Annotated in this window: 12 protein-coding genes; 2 read left to right on the forward strand and 10 right to left on the reverse strand. The window is 46.1% G+C overall.

Going from position 1 to position 14,189, the window contains the following annotated elements; translation table 11 throughout:
- Positions 1-1,296: an extracellular solute-binding protein gene (locus tag DW694_RS01540; protein WP_022426300.1), complete on the reverse strand. Its 1,296-nt coding sequence runs from the start codon at positions 1,294-1,296 to the stop codon at positions 1-3.
- Between the two features lie 461 nt (positions 1,297-1,757).
- On the opposite strand from DW694_RS01540, the gene DW694_RS01545 reads away from it, so the two are divergent.
- Positions 1,758-2,630, forward strand: a complete 873-nt coding sequence (locus DW694_RS01545) for an AraC family transcriptional regulator (protein ID WP_118752443.1) — start codon at positions 1,758-1,760, stop codon at positions 2,628-2,630.
- 31 nt (positions 2,631-2,661) lie between these two features.
- Here DW694_RS01545 and DW694_RS01550 read toward each other — a convergent pair whose 3' ends face one another.
- The 8 genes from DW694_RS01550 to DW694_RS01585 all read right to left on the reverse strand — a co-directional run bounded on the left by DW694_RS01550 (position 2,662) and on the right by DW694_RS01585 (position 12,974).
- A complete protein-coding gene (locus DW694_RS01550) occupies positions 2,662-4,056 on the reverse strand; it encodes a glycine--tRNA ligase (protein WP_092069375.1) in 1,395 nt (464 codons plus the stop codon).
- Positions 4,057-4,249: 193 nt separating this feature from the next.
- Positions 4,250-5,008 (reverse strand): DNA repair protein RecO, encoded by a 759-nt coding sequence (gene recO, locus DW694_RS01555; protein ID WP_118752444.1) that lies wholly within the window; start codon positions 5,006-5,008, stop codon positions 4,250-4,252.
- A 2-nt stretch (positions 5,009-5,010) separates the two neighbouring features.
- Positions 5,011-5,919 carry a GTPase Era gene (gene era / locus DW694_RS01560; RefSeq protein ID WP_015525809.1) on the reverse strand — a complete coding sequence of 303 codons (909 nt, stop codon included), beginning with the start codon at positions 5,917-5,919 and terminating at the stop codon, positions 5,011-5,013.
- Positions 5,920-5,987: 68 nt separating this feature from the next.
- Positions 5,988-8,909, reverse strand: a complete 2,922-nt coding sequence (locus DW694_RS01565) for an insulinase family protein (RefSeq protein ID WP_092069361.1) — start codon at positions 8,907-8,909, stop codon at positions 5,988-5,990.
- A gap of 141 nt (positions 8,910-9,050) precedes the next feature.
- Complete coding sequence (locus DW694_RS01570; RefSeq protein ID WP_015525807.1) at positions 9,051-9,629, reverse strand: DUF6553 family protein; 579 nt, start codon at positions 9,627-9,629, stop codon at positions 9,051-9,053.
- Between the two features lie 57 nt (positions 9,630-9,686).
- Positions 9,687-10,280, reverse strand: a complete 594-nt coding sequence (locus DW694_RS01575) for a DUF5662 family protein (RefSeq protein WP_021977109.1) — start codon at positions 10,278-10,280, stop codon at positions 9,687-9,689.
- Positions 10,231-12,156 carry a Type II secretory pathway, pullulanase PulA and related glycosidase gene (locus tag DW694_RS01580; protein ID WP_059085211.1) on the reverse strand — a complete coding sequence of 642 codons (1,926 nt, stop codon included), beginning with the start codon at positions 12,154-12,156 and terminating at the stop codon, positions 10,231-10,233. Before DW694_RS01580 ends, DW694_RS01575 begins: the two co-directional genes overlap by 50 nt.
- Positions 12,157-12,218: 62 nt before the next feature.
- Positions 12,219-12,974, reverse strand: coding sequence for an exodeoxyribonuclease III (locus DW694_RS01585; RefSeq protein ID WP_015525806.1), 756 nt, complete (start codon positions 12,972-12,974; stop codon positions 12,219-12,221).
- A 200-nt stretch (positions 12,975-13,174) separates the two neighbouring features.
- Between DW694_RS01585 and DW694_RS01590 the strand changes: the two genes are divergently transcribed.
- Complete coding sequence (locus DW694_RS01590; RefSeq protein WP_015525805.1) at positions 13,175-13,549, forward strand: DUF1292 domain-containing protein; 375 nt, start codon at positions 13,175-13,177, stop codon at positions 13,547-13,549.
- Between the two features lie 94 nt (positions 13,550-13,643).
- Here DW694_RS01590 and DW694_RS01595 read toward each other — a convergent pair whose 3' ends face one another.
- Positions 13,644-14,156: a deoxyuridine 5'-triphosphate nucleotidohydrolase gene (locus tag DW694_RS01595; RefSeq protein WP_015525804.1), complete on the reverse strand. Its 513-nt coding sequence runs from the start codon at positions 14,154-14,156 to the stop codon at positions 13,644-13,646.
- Positions 14,157-14,189: the final 33 nt, after the last annotated feature.

Below are 14,189 nucleotides of genomic sequence, written 5' to 3' on the forward strand. Positions count from 1 at the left end.
TCAGTTCTCTCCTTCCCCGTTCTTCTCCTCATAGTCCTGTACTTTACGGATAATGTCACGGTTATATCTTGTCCAGTCTGTATCAAATTTTTTCAGGAATGCATCTTTATCCTTTTTCATCAGGAAGGTCTGGATCTGTGCATCCACAGCCATCTCTGTAGGATAATAATGATCCTGGTAGTCGGCCATCCTTCCCTCTTCTATGTATTCCTTCATACCATCCAGCGTAGAGGGAAGTGTGAAATCACCCTCTTTACAGGGAACTGCCTTCTGGTCATCCAGATATGTCTGTATATTCTCATCCTCAAGAAGGAAATCCAGCACTTCATATGCAGCTTCCTTATTCTCACAGTCATCCATCACACAGAACTGAAGGTCAACTCCGGAATTCAGTTTGTTTTCTGACGGATCATTGCTTGCCGGTGTTACAAAAGAATCAATATCCATATCCGGATTTACACTCTGGATCTGCGGGATCGCATAGCTTCCGATGGGATACATGGCAGCCTCCCCTTTTGCAAAAGCGGTGCAGGCTCCATTGTAATCATAGGCAAAGGGATCATCCGGTCCATACTGGATAAGCTCCAGCATACGGTCTGCTACTTCCTTATACTCTTTTGCAAAAGTAGTGTTTCCCTGGTTTACCTGGCGGCATACATCGGCTGGTGCAAGATCTACCGCAATAGAATTCCACGGTGCAAGACAGGTCCAGGTATCTTTAAATCCGAAATAAAGCGGCTGGATACCTGCATCCTGAATTTTCTGGCAAAGGCTCATAAATTCATCCCATGTAGTCGGGATCTGCCAGCCATGCTCCTTGAAAAGCTCACGATTGTAAAGGATTCCGGCGGCATTGGCCACGTAAGGAACCGCATAGACTCCGTCTTCCGGAACGAATTCCAGCGCTTTATCAATTTCTTTATATGCATCTTTGATCGAATCCAGTCCCTGATAATCGGAAATATCCATCAGCATATCAGAATCAATAAAATTGGAAAAGTTAACATCGCCTCCGATTCCAATGATATCCGGATTATCCTCACGGATAAATCTTGTCTTCAATACAGTCATAGCATCGTTTGGTGATTCGATGGTAAGATGGATATCATCATGAGTGGCATTGAATTTTTCTTCCAGTTTTTCAAATGCCTTAACCGCTTCCGGTTTATACTGCACAAGTTCGATCTCTGTCTTTCCGCTGTCCTTTTTACCTGTGCCGCATCCGCTCAATGTAACGGAAGCTGCCATGGTAAAGGCAAGTCCCATACAGAGGATCCATTTACTTCTGTTGCGCATCTTGTAATGCTCCTTCCTTTTCCTTTTATTTGATAAGTCGGATATCACCCATTTAACTGATATGGCTATCCGGGTTCTCCAATACTTATTCTCTGGTTTCTTTTTTCTGAAAGCTATTTTAACATAGCTTTATGCTTGCATAAATAGCAGTGTTTTTCTTGTTTTATACCAAAATGCAATTTTTCTCTGTCTTCATTAAAGTCATCTAGCATTTTGATATATTTTACGCCTATATCACTACTTTTATCTAAAATTAGTATATTCCGAATTTATCGAAAATCAACAGGTTTCTCGAGAAACTTAATTTTCTCACAAAGTTTTATCGATTATCCTTCTCTTTTTAGTATATTTTACAGGCTGTTTTTGTAATTGCATTTTTATACATATGTTGAAGTTCCCTGCTGTTTTAATATATAATGTTACTGAAACCAGACAAAATCATACGCCTAAAGGATAAAAATATGAATGACCTTCTCTTCTCCGTTTTTCCAAATGAAAACTTTGTTGATATCGGATTATACCAATACGGCTGGGAGCACTGCGCTCCGGCACATTCATTCGGCCCGGCAGCACGAAACCATTATATTTTTCATTATGTGATCTCCGGTACCGGAACTCTGATGGCAGACAATTCCGCAGGAGAGACCATCACCTATCAGGTAAAAAGCGGCCAGGGTTTCATGCTTTTTCCCGGTCAGATCAACACCTACATTGCAGATACCGACTTTCCATGGGAGTACACCTGGGTGGAATTTGATGGGCTCCGGGCAAAAGAGATCGTGGAAACTGCAGGTTTAAGTCCGGACCATCCGGTCTATCACAGCCACTCTGCAGATCTCCGCCAGAAAATGATGGAGGAAATGCTTTATATCAGCCATAATTCCCAGGAATCACCCTTTCATCTTATCGGACATACCTGGCTTTTTCTGGATTACTTTATGCGCTCTACGGAAACTGTCCGCATGAAACAGGATGGAAGTATCCGTGATTTTTATATCAAGGAGGCGCTCTCTTTTATTGAACAGAATTTCCAGAATGATATTTCCATTGAGGATATCGCAGCCTGCTGCGGCCTGAACCGAAGCTACTTCGGTAAGATCTTCCACGACACCATCGGACGTTCTCCCCAGGAATTCCTGATCAGCTATCGCATGACCAAAGCTGCAGAACTTCTTAAGATCACAGCCCTGTCTATCGCAGATATCGGAAATGCAGTCGGATATCCCAATCAGCTGCATTTTTCCCGGGCTTTCAAAAATGTATACGGACTGTCGCCAAGAAACTGGCGGATGAAAAACAGACTTATTGAAAAAAAGCCTCCGGCCAGAAAATAGCCGGAGGTTTTTTATTAAAAAATGTATTTACTTAAAATGTAAATTTATCAGCAAAGTATGCATCAAGCTCATCGATTTTCACACGTACCTGCTCCATAGTGTCACGGTCACGGACTGTAACTGCACCGTCATTCTCAGACTCGAAGTCATAAGTGATACAGAACGGAGTACCGATCTCATCCTGTCTGCGGTAACGTTTACCGATATTTCCACGGTCATCGTACTCACAGTTGTACTTCTTGGAAAGCTGCTGGTAGATCTTCTCAGCACCCTCGTTAAGCTTCTTGGAAAGCGGAAGCACACCGATCTTAACCGGTGCAAGTACCGGATGGAAATGAAGGACTGTACGGACATCGTTCTTCTCTTCATCCAGAACTTCCTCATCGTAAGCGCTGCAGAGGAAAGCAAGTACCATACGGTCTGCTCCAAGTGATGGCTCGATAACGTATGGGATATATTTCTGTTTCTTCTCATCATCAAAGTATGTGAGATCCTGGCCGGATACATTCTGATGCTGTGTCAGGTCATAATCTGTTCTGTCAGCGATTCCCCAGAGCTCACCCCATCCGAATGGGAAAAGGAATTCCACATCTGTGGTAGCCTTGCTGTAGAAGCTCAGCTCTTCCTTATCATGGTCACGGTAACGAACCTCATCATCCTTAAGTCCGAGAGCACTCAGCCAGTCAAGGCAGAACTTCTTCCAGTATGCAAACCACTCAAGATCTGTATCCGGCTCGCAGAAGAACTCAAGCTCCATCTGCTCGAACTCACGGGTACGGAATGTGAAGTTACCCGGTGTGATCTCGTTACGGAAGGATTTACCGATCTGGCCGATACCAAACGGGATCTTTTTACGAGATGTTCTCTGTACGTTCTTGAAGTTTACGAAAATACCCTGTGCAGTCTCCGGTCTTAAATATACAGTATTCTTGGCATCTTCGGTAACACCCTGGAATGTCTTGAACATCAGGTTGAACTGACGGATATCTGTGAAGTTGTGTTTACCACAGCTCGGACATCCTACCTCGTGTTCTTTGATGAAGTCCATCATCTTCTCCTGGGACCATGCATCTACGCTTCCCTCAATGGCAATGTCATGCTCTGCACAAAAGTCCTCAATGAGCTTATCTGCACGGAAACGCTCGTGGCACTCTTTACAGTCCATAAGAGGATCAGAAAATCCGCCAAGATGTCCGGAAGCGATCCATGTCTGCGGGTTCATAAGGATCGCACAGTCAACACCTACATTGTACGGAGACTCCTGAATGAATTTCTGCCACCATGCACGTTTTACGTTATTTTTAAGCTCTACACCGAGATTTCCATAATCCCATGTGTTTGCCAGGCCGCCGTAGATCTCGGAACCCGGGTAAACAAATCCTCTGGCTTTTGCAAGAGCTACGATCTTTTCCATTGTCTTTTCCATGATTTCTCTCCTCTTGACTTGCAGCTGTTCCGCCAAATGCGTCCGGAAAGCTCCGGAAAAAGCTGCTTTTTTACATTTTTGGTCTTATTATACTAGTATCCTCATGATTTTTCAAGGATATTTCCATTTGCATTGCATCCTGTCCTGCTTTTGAAAAATAAATCGTTACGGTTATTCCGCAGCCGGCAGTGATCTATCTCATCAATTCCAGGATCTCCAGACTTTTAAACCGCTTGTCTGTATTCAGCTCCGTATACCGGTAAATGTGGCGTTCCAGTTCCCGCAGCACATCATCCCGCACTGTAAACGTATACAGCTTTGCCAGGGGGGACACGGCTATGTAGCGCATGGCATACAGGGCAGCCGCTGAGATTCGTTTCCTGTCCATGGCCATCCTGCTGCAGTCCGCACACAGGATCCCATGCTCGCCCTGGGAGAAAAAAAGTTCTCCGGTTTCTTCCTCCGTAAGCTCTCTCCCGCAGCCCGCACACTGGAACAGCTGCGGCATCACGCCCTGGATCACCATAGTCCGCAGTTCATAGATACAGCGCACCAGCCGGTCTTCTATATGAGGATTCAAAATGGCTTTGATGGTCACATAGAGAAGATTCATCATCTCCTTCTCATCCGTTCCCTCTTTGCCAAAATAATCTGCCAGCTCCAGAAAATAATATCCATAGTAAACCCCCGGCTGCCGGGTGGCCAGCTCCACAAAATGATGCTGTACGCTGACCTGATTGAGATTATAACTTGTCCTTCCCTCATAAAGAGTAAAGCTTCCAAATACAAACGGGTTAGCTGCTGCCATGAACGGACTGTTCTGCCGTCTCGCTCCCTTGGCAAAAGCGGAGATCTTCCCCCTCTCTCTTGTGAGAAGGACGATCCGCTTGTCATAATCCCCTACCGGCATGGCAGAAAGTACCACTCCCTGTACGGTAATCAGATCACTCATTTTCAGATTTCTTTCTTATCATATCCAAAGTTCTTGATCAGGAAATCACTGTCTCTCCAGTTCTTAGTCACCTTGACCCAGAGCTTTAGGTTTACCTTTGCTTCCAGCATACGCTCCAGCTCATAGCGGGCATTGCTTCCGATCTTTTTCAGCATGGCACCCTGTTTTCCGATGATGATGCCTTTATGGGAATTACGCTCGCAGATGATGGTCGCATCAATATCTATGATGTTGCTTCTTCCCGGACGTTTCTTCATCCGGTCGATGGCAACGGCGATACCGTGAGGGATCTCCTCATCCAGTGCATGCAGAGCCTTCTCACGGATGATCTCTGCGGCGATCTGGCGCTGAGGCTGGTCGGTAACTGTATCTTCATCATAGAACATCGGTCCGTACGGAAGATATTTGAAAATACTTGGAATGATATCCTGTGTGTTTTTTCCGCGGAGGGCAGAGCAAGGAATGATCTCTGCAAAATCACAGATCTTACGGTAGGTATCGATCGCAGGAAGAAGCTCTTCTTTTTTTACCGTATCGATCTTGTTGATGATGAGAATCACTGGAACTCCAACCTTCTGCAGCTGCTCGGCAATGTGGCGCTCTCCCGCACCTACGAATGTGGATGGCTCCACCAGCCACATAATGGCATCTACTTCCTTCAGGGTTCTCTCCGCAACCTGTACCATGTATTCTCCAAGCTTGTTTTTTGCCTTGTGGATACCCGGTGTGTCCAAAAATACGATCTGTCCCTCATCACAGGTATACACAGTCTGTATCTTGTTTCTGGTTGTCTGTGGCTTGTTTGATGTGATGGCGATCTTCTGTCCGATAAGATGGTTCATCAGCGTGGATTTTCCAACATTCGGTCTTCCGATGATCGCAACAAAGCCTGATCTAAAATTATTATCCATTCTTTATCCTCTCATAATCCTTTCACAGCCTGCTATCCCATTTAACGGACAGCAGGCTTTGTTTCTCCTCAGCCGATCAGTGGCTTCACTTCCATGAATACATCTTCCGCCTTCTCTATTGCAGTCTCACTTCCTACTACGCAGATCTGATCATCGGAAAGTACTGCTTCTACAAGAGCTGCCAGTTTCTGGATATCCTCCTTCTGCGCTCCGAGGATCTGATTTCTTTCCTTCTGGAGCATATCCTCTGTAACATTGGAGAAATATGCGGTTTTTGAGATACTTCCCTGCATCTGCGGAGTTCTCGGCACATCCTTGTTGCTGATCGTTCCGATGATATATTTTGTCATCTCACGCTCGTCTGCCTCAAAGGCACGGATATAATCCGGCACTCCCTGGTATACTTCCAGGGTTCTCTTTAGATGGGGGTCACGGTAGGATACCAGGAAGCTCTCTCCGTTTCTCTTAAAGCCACTCATGCAGCCATACGCTCCACCCTTTACACGAAGGTTGATCCAGAGATAATCGTAGCTTAAGATCACTTTCAGGATCTCCAGTGCACCGGTATACTCCAGGCCTTTTTTGCGGAAGTTTCCATTCTGTGCCACATACTGGACCTGGCCGGAGGTCTTGAAGGCTTCGTTTTTCTTTATGCAGGGGGCCTGCTTCACAGGCTCCGGCTTCTGTCCGTTAAACAAGACTTTTTTGATCCCGGCAGCCTGTGCTTTTACTACATCCAGAGATTCTCTCTCTCCGGTATAGCTTACACAGAAATTCTCCGGACGAAGTACCTCTTCCATCACCTTACGGAGATTTTTCACGATCTCATCCTTGCAGCTGTCAAAATCCTTCTCCAGTTTTTCGATAAACTGATAATATCCGATTCCTGCCATCTCATCCTGGAATGCCGCCATCGGAGATGCGTAGGAGGCACCACGGAGAACGGCGGTGGAATGGCCTGCACTTGCAAGGCTGGCCTGGGCTCTGGATCTCACTCTGGCAATGATCTCGTAGAGACGTTTGGTGTCATCCAGCTTCGAAGTTGTAAGAACCTCCCGGATCATGGAAAACATGAAATCCATCTCCGGATATAACGCTTTTCCTCTTACGGCAAACATGGCACGGAACGCATCGGTATCCTGGGCATCATCAAAAACCTCGATTCCATAGGCAATACCGCCGGTTCTCGCATTCACTTCATTAAACAGCTCGCCATACGTGTAATTCTCCGTATCCACTGCACCAAGCACAGATTTCAGAAGTCCCAGATAATGGACTGTATCAACATCAAAGTCATGGATCTCAAAAAGAAGATCCGCATAACCGATACCATTGGTGCACACATCATGATACAGAAACAAGCTGTCCTCCACATGGTGCTCCTCGTTTGTCAGCCCTGTGATCTCTTTTTTGATGTCTTCTCTGGAGAGCATGGGGATGCAGGTCAGCGCTTCCGGAGCTTCCTCCGCTTCCTGATAAGCCTCCAGCGCTTTGGTATTCTCTACCATCCGGGTAAGCTCTTCATCAGAAAGGCTCTTTCTGTAATTCTCCAGCTTTTCTTCCAGTTCCTTATCCCTCTTTGCTGCAAGGCCCTTCTCCGGTACCAGGGAAAGGATCGCACCATGAGTGTTGCCCAGAAGATATTTTCGGATCAGCTCCTCAAAATATCCCTCTTCCAGGGCTTTCTTAAGGAACTCAAAGCCCTCCAGAAGCTGCACCTCACAGAACGGCTTCGTATCATCATAAAGCCAGCTGCTTAAAATATCCAGGCCATACATCAGCCCCTTCGGATAGGAAGAAAAATCTGCTTCGCGGAAACGGAATTCATAGTAATTGATTCCGGCTGTTACCGCCTTTTTGTCGATGCCTTCCTCTGCGATCTTTGTGAGAGTGTCACGGATCACCTTTATGAATTCCTCTTTCCGACTTAAGTTTGCTCCCTTTGCCACAATGGAGAAATAGGTCTGCTTGATACCGTCCTCAAAGGAGCCGTAGATATCTTTGCCGATCTTTGCATCCAAAAGTGCCTGCTTCAGTGGTGCACCCGGTGCGCTTAAGAGAGCATAATCCAAAACCTCGAAAGCAAGACTCAGGTTGATATCTGCCGCTTCACCCACAACCATATTGTAGGAAAGATAGGTGTTATCCTCTTCTCCCTCATCCTCTGATACCGGATAAGACTTCTGGATGTCCTTTACCTGAGCAAAGGCTTCCTGATCCCGGATCTCGGAATCAATGACAAGAGAATCAAAGGCAGACAGATAATGGCTGTCAAGAAATTCCAGCTTCTCCTCCATATCCATGTTTCCGTAGAGATAGATAAAGCTGTTGGACGGATGATAGTACTGTCTGTGGAAATCCAGAAATTCCTCATAGCTGAGATCCGGAATATTTACAGGATCTCCGCCGGACTCACAGCCATAGGTTGTATCCGGGAACAGCGAATTCATGATCTCTCTCTCCAGAACATCATCCGGTGAGGAAAAAGCACCCTTCATTTCATTGTAAACGACACCGTTGTATTTCAGCGGGCCTTCTTTTTTCTCCAGATGGTAGTTCCAGCCTTCCTGACGGAAGATCTCTTCTTTTTTGTAAATATTCGGATAGAATACCGCATCCAGATATACATGCATCAGATTCTGGAAATCCCGGTCATTACAGCTTGCTACCGGGTAGCAGGTCTTATCCGGATAGGTCATGGCATTAAGGAAGGTATTAAGAGAACCTTTTACCAGCTCCACAAAAGGATCCTTAAGCGGAAATTCCCTGGAGCCGCACAGTACGCTGTGTTCCAATATATGAGCAACACCTGTGCTGTTTTTCGGCGGTGTACGGAATGCAATGTTAAAAACCTTATTCTCATCACTATTCTCGATGAGCATCACTCTGGCTCCTGTTTTTTTGTGTCTCAGAAGCCATCCTTTTGAATGAATATCCTGAAGCTCCTCTTCCTTCAGGACTTCATATGCGTTCAGATGATTGGGATTCATAAAATAGTAACCTCCTGAATGTTTCTCTTCACACCCGACATGGATCTTCGTTCAAAAAATCTCAGAATATTTTATCGGATGCATGGCAACAAAAGGCTGCCTGAGTAGTCAGACAGCCTGAAACGGAAGCTCTCCGGCCTCCTAAATGTTTCCTTCGTTGGGATAATACTGCCTGTAGATCTCTCTGGCAGCTCTTGTGATGATTCCAAGCTCAGCTTCCATTCCAAGATTAGCCGGAAGCTCCACAGCTGTTTCCCTGATGTCTCTCTGGACCTTGGCCTTCGCACTGTCCTCCTTGATGTGGATCAGGCCGAAAATCGTTGTGTTATAGGATTTATCTGTCTGACAGAGATCCATGTAGACCAGAACCAGATGACAGCATTCCCGGTAAAGAAGCTCCTCATAAAGGCCGCCCCTTTCCTGGAGCTCCTGAAATTTCAGCTTCTTAAGATACTTGCCTATCTCTTTCTTCGCACTTCTTGTACCAAAGAATCTGGAAGCGGAATTCCGGTTAAACTCCATGGTCATCCAGAGACCGAGATAACCGTCTGCCCTGGTATCACCAGTCTCAGCTTTATCGCTGTAACGGATCTCCCAGAGTTCCTTGCGGATCCTGTTTTCTTCCGGTTCTTCTCCTGCTGCAATGGACTGCTCCAGAAGCTTCAGGCGCTCCATGGGATCTTTCTCTCTATAGTATTTCGCAATTGTTGGTGTATCCATTCATTCTTCCTCCTGATATCTGAATATTATATCAGACAACCTGCCAAAAATACACCCCTATCTGTGATTTCGAAGCTTTTTCCCAGGGCTTTTCACTTTTTTTCCGCGGTTATCACATAGATATACATTGCGGATATACCACAGGGTCTTATCCTCTCCGTATTTATCCAGGATCCGGAGAAGTCCCTCCAGCTCTTTCTTTGTCTGTGGGTGGATAAACCACAGCTTCTCCTTGCTTTTCAGAAAATACTGCAATGGTTCATGATAGGTATATTCCTCTCCCAGATAGTTTCTGGATGCACTGATCCGGTCCATGACCATTTCCGCCACATATTTTCTGGGCATTCTGGCTCCCATGATCACATGCTCACCGTCAAGGGAATAGTCTACCCAATGTTCAAAATGGTGTCTGTTTCTTCCCTTATGGTGCAGCCAGGACATGGATACGCCGGTTGCCTCACGTTCTGCGTTGTTGGGACTTCTTGTCCCCTGATAATATTTACAGCCTACCAGAAATTCCGTCGGGGAATATTTGGACAGGTCATGAAGCAACCCCTGCTTATATAACCCGATACGAAAACAATATTTCATCACCAGAAGCTTATGCCTCGTGATGGTCCTGAAGTGCAGCCACGGGTGCCATGATCGCATCTTTCTCCGCCTCCTGTCTGCCCAGCAATACCACAATGGCGCGGGGGCCTATTTCGATTGATTTTTTATATTCTTCTTCCTCCTCCAGACAGAATCCTGTTCCGTGAAGAGAGGTATCTGCGATTTTTTTCCAGCACATGCCTTCCGGGAGATTGGGCAGAGCAAGGCTCCGGTTTTCCCAGTGGAAATTATAGCCGATGTAAATAAAATCATCCTCTGCAGCCTCCAGATCCTCTTTTTCCCTTGCATAGGCTCCGTAGTACATCATACCAAGAAGCCTGCTGGTATTCTCATAGCTCAGATACCAGGCACGTTCCCCGTGAAGAGACACATCCGGGAACCCCTTGGTCAGATAATCTACCCCTTTCAGTTCCACCGGCATATGAAGAACGGGATGGGCCTTACGAAAAGCAATGGCATCCTTTACAAATTTCCTCAGTCCCTGGTTTCTGGAAAGGCCCTTCCAGTCTGTCCAGCCGGTAGCATTATCCTGACAGTAGGCATTATTGTTTCCGCTCTGGGAATTGCCGAATTCATCACCGTGATAGATCATGGGAACACCCTGACTCAGCAGCATCATCAGAAAGGCATTTTTGATCTGGCGTTCCCTCATCTGACGGACGGAAACCTTACGGGTAGGGCCTTCCACACCACAGTTCCAGGAATAATTATAGCTGCTTCCGTCCTGATTGCCCTCGCCATTGGCCTCGTTATGTTTATAATTGTAGCTCACCAGGTCATTCATGGTAAATCCGTCCTGGCAGACCATGTAATTGATCACTCCATGATTCTCGCTGTTATGACGGATATGCCATGCTGCAGCCTCCACCATACCTTCATCGCTTTTCAGGAAACGGCGCATATCCTGGAGAAAATTCATATTGCTCTCCGCTCCGCAGCGTCTGACCGGAAGCTTTCCTCTGTAAAAATGATCAAAATCAAAGCCCTGGAAGATCAGTTTTGCTCCGGAAAGGATCCCATCCCGAAGAAGCATCTCCCGGTTAAAGCCCTCTCCCAGCACATGAAATCCATCTACATGGTAAAAATCTCTCCAGAACTGCAAAGCTCGAAGAGCCATCAGGCTGTCTGTTTCCTCTGGAAAATAGAATTCCATGATACAGGCAATGCCGTTCTTGTGCAGCTCCCGGATCATATACCGAAATTCCTGCTCCGGTTCTCTGGTGCTGCAGTAAGCACTCTTCGGGCTGAAATAGAAGCCGGATGCATAGCCCCAGTAATTCACTACATTTTCCTTTCGACGGGTCTTGATGTGTTCACTGCCTTCCTTCGGTTTATTGATCGGAACCTCACAGAATTCATAGGCAGGCATCAGTTCAATGGCATTGATCCCAAGTTCTTTCCAGTAAGGGATCATCTCTGTCAGGCCAAGAAAAGTCCCCTTATGGGAAACCATCTTTCTGGCAAGCTTCGTATAACCACGGACATGAAGCTTGTACAGGATCATATTTTCATATTCTACTGCCGGTGCAGTTTCATTTTCCCAGCCGGAAACATTCTCATTAAGGAAGCGACAGCGGACCTCCTTTTCCGGATCGTAAGGTACTCCGAAATGCTCTCTCCCGTGAAGTCCGTATGCATACGGATCCTGCACGATCTCACCGTCTATTTTATAATTATATTCAAACTCCTTCAGAGAAGCACTGCACAGCTTCAGTGCCCACACACGTCCTGTATGGAAATCCTTTGGAAAAACGATCTCCACCGGTGCGGCAGCTCCTCTTTTTTTATATAAAAGCAGGGACACTTCGGAATCCTCCGATGCCTCCACTGCAAAATTATAACCGCCCTCCATTTTGTTGGCGCCAAGTATCAGCGGCTGACCTTTTTCCACTCGACCTAATCTGCGGCTTGCCAAGGCAACTCCTCCTTTTCTCTTTTTATTATTCAAATCCATAGAAATCCTTTTCGCCGGATCCGTCACAGATCAATATCCAGCTCAACCGGGCAATGATCGGATCCCATGATCTCTCCGTGGATCTTCGCATCCTGAAGCTTTTCTTTCAGGGAAGGGGAAACAAGGAAATAGTCGATACGCCAGCCGGCGTTCTTCTCTCGTGCACGGAAACGGTAGGACCACCAGGAGTAAACGCCCTCTTTATCCGGATAAAAATAGCGGAATGTATCAATAAAGCCACTCTCAAGGGCTCTGGTAAAGCAGGCTCTCTCTTCATCCGTAAAGCCTGCATTTTTGCGGTTGGTCTTCGGGTTCTTGAGATCGATCTCCTGATGTGCCACATTAAGGTCGCCACAGCAGATCACCGGTTTCTTCTCCTGCAGTTTCAGGAGATAAGCCAGGAAATCCTCTTCCCATTTCATACGATATTCCAGACGGCGGAGCTCACTCTGGGAGTTGGGAGTATATACAGTCACAAAATAATACTCATCGAATTCCAGCGTGATGACACGTCCTTCTTTATCATGCTCCTCTATCCCGATCCCGTAAGCCGCAGACAATGGCTCCCTCTTCGTAAAAATGGCTGTACCTGAATAGCCTCTGCGGTTTGCGTAGTTCCAGTACTGATGATATCCGGGAAGTTCCAGCTTTACCTGTCCCTGCTGGCATTTCGTCTCCTGCAGACAGAAAATATCCGCATCCAGCTCATGAAAGCGTTCCTCAAAGCCCTTGGTGATACAGGCCCGGATCCCATTTACATTCCAGGAAATAAATTTCATATTTTTATATTTTCTCCTCATTTTTTCGTCATATTTTTATTATATCTCACATTGTCGGATTAAGCAAAAAATATTTTGAAAGTTTTCTCAGGCTCTCAAATATTTTGTTGCTGTTCTACGTCATATCTGTTAAAATGTTCTCTATATCATGCAGAGCTGCCCCCTTATTTACAGGCAGCAGCAGAACGGAGGATTTTTTTATGAGTGATGAATTTAACAAAAGCGGATGTGCACCAAGCGACTGCGCTTCCTGTACAGCCAACTGCGAAAGCAAGGTAGATGAGGCACATCATACCATTACCCTGACTATGGATGACGATACTGAGGTAGAATGTGCCATCCTTACTATTTTCCCTGTAGAGAACAAAGAATATATCGCACTTCTCCCACTGGATGAGAACGGCCAGAATGAGACCGGTGAGGTTTATCTCTACAGCTTCTCCCGCACAGCAGACGGCGATCCGATGCTGGCAAACATTGAAGATGATGAAGAGTACGACGCTGCCGCAAATGCCTTTAACGCAGTCGTGGAAAAAGCACGTGCAGACGAGGAGGCAGACGCACCTCTCAGCTAAACAGTGCATTTATCGGAAAGCAGTAACTACACAAAACAAGCCCGGAAAATCGGATGTATGTGGTCTTCACACCTCCGCCTTCCGGGCTTTTGTTTTATTTTGTGGTACTTCCGAAGCCACCGTTTCTTACTGCATCTGCATCGTCATCCACAGTGATTCCGTATTCCACAAAGATCCCCTGCATAAAACCGGTTCCTGCCGGGATCTGGATCGTTTTATCTTCTCTTGTATCGTTAGTCAGCTTGGCAAAGATATGACCTTCGTTGTCGGAAAAGAAATAATCGCTGTCAATGATTCCCACTGTGTTATTCAACTGCAGCCGGAATTTAAATCCCAGTCCGCTTCTCGGATAACATTTCAGAACCCAGCCCTCTTCCATCTCTACACGGATACCAGTCGGTATCTTTACGATCTCACCTGGCTTCATGGTCACATCCACAGGTGCATAAAAATCATATCCTGCACTTCCGGTCGTAGCTCTCTTCGGAAGCTTCAGACTGTCGTAGATATTCCGGATCTCCTCTTCTGAATACTGTTCAAAGGTATCCTTCCAGTCCTTTGCAAACTGTTCAAAACTTACCTTGTGAAATTTCGCAATTCTTTTCATTTTTCGTTCCACTCCCAATAGGTAATTTCAAAA

Source organism: Ruminococcus sp. AM26-12LB (assembly GCF_003480785.1).
Lineage (GTDB): Bacteria > Bacillota > Clostridia > Lachnospirales > Lachnospiraceae > Blautia_A > Blautia_A fusiformis.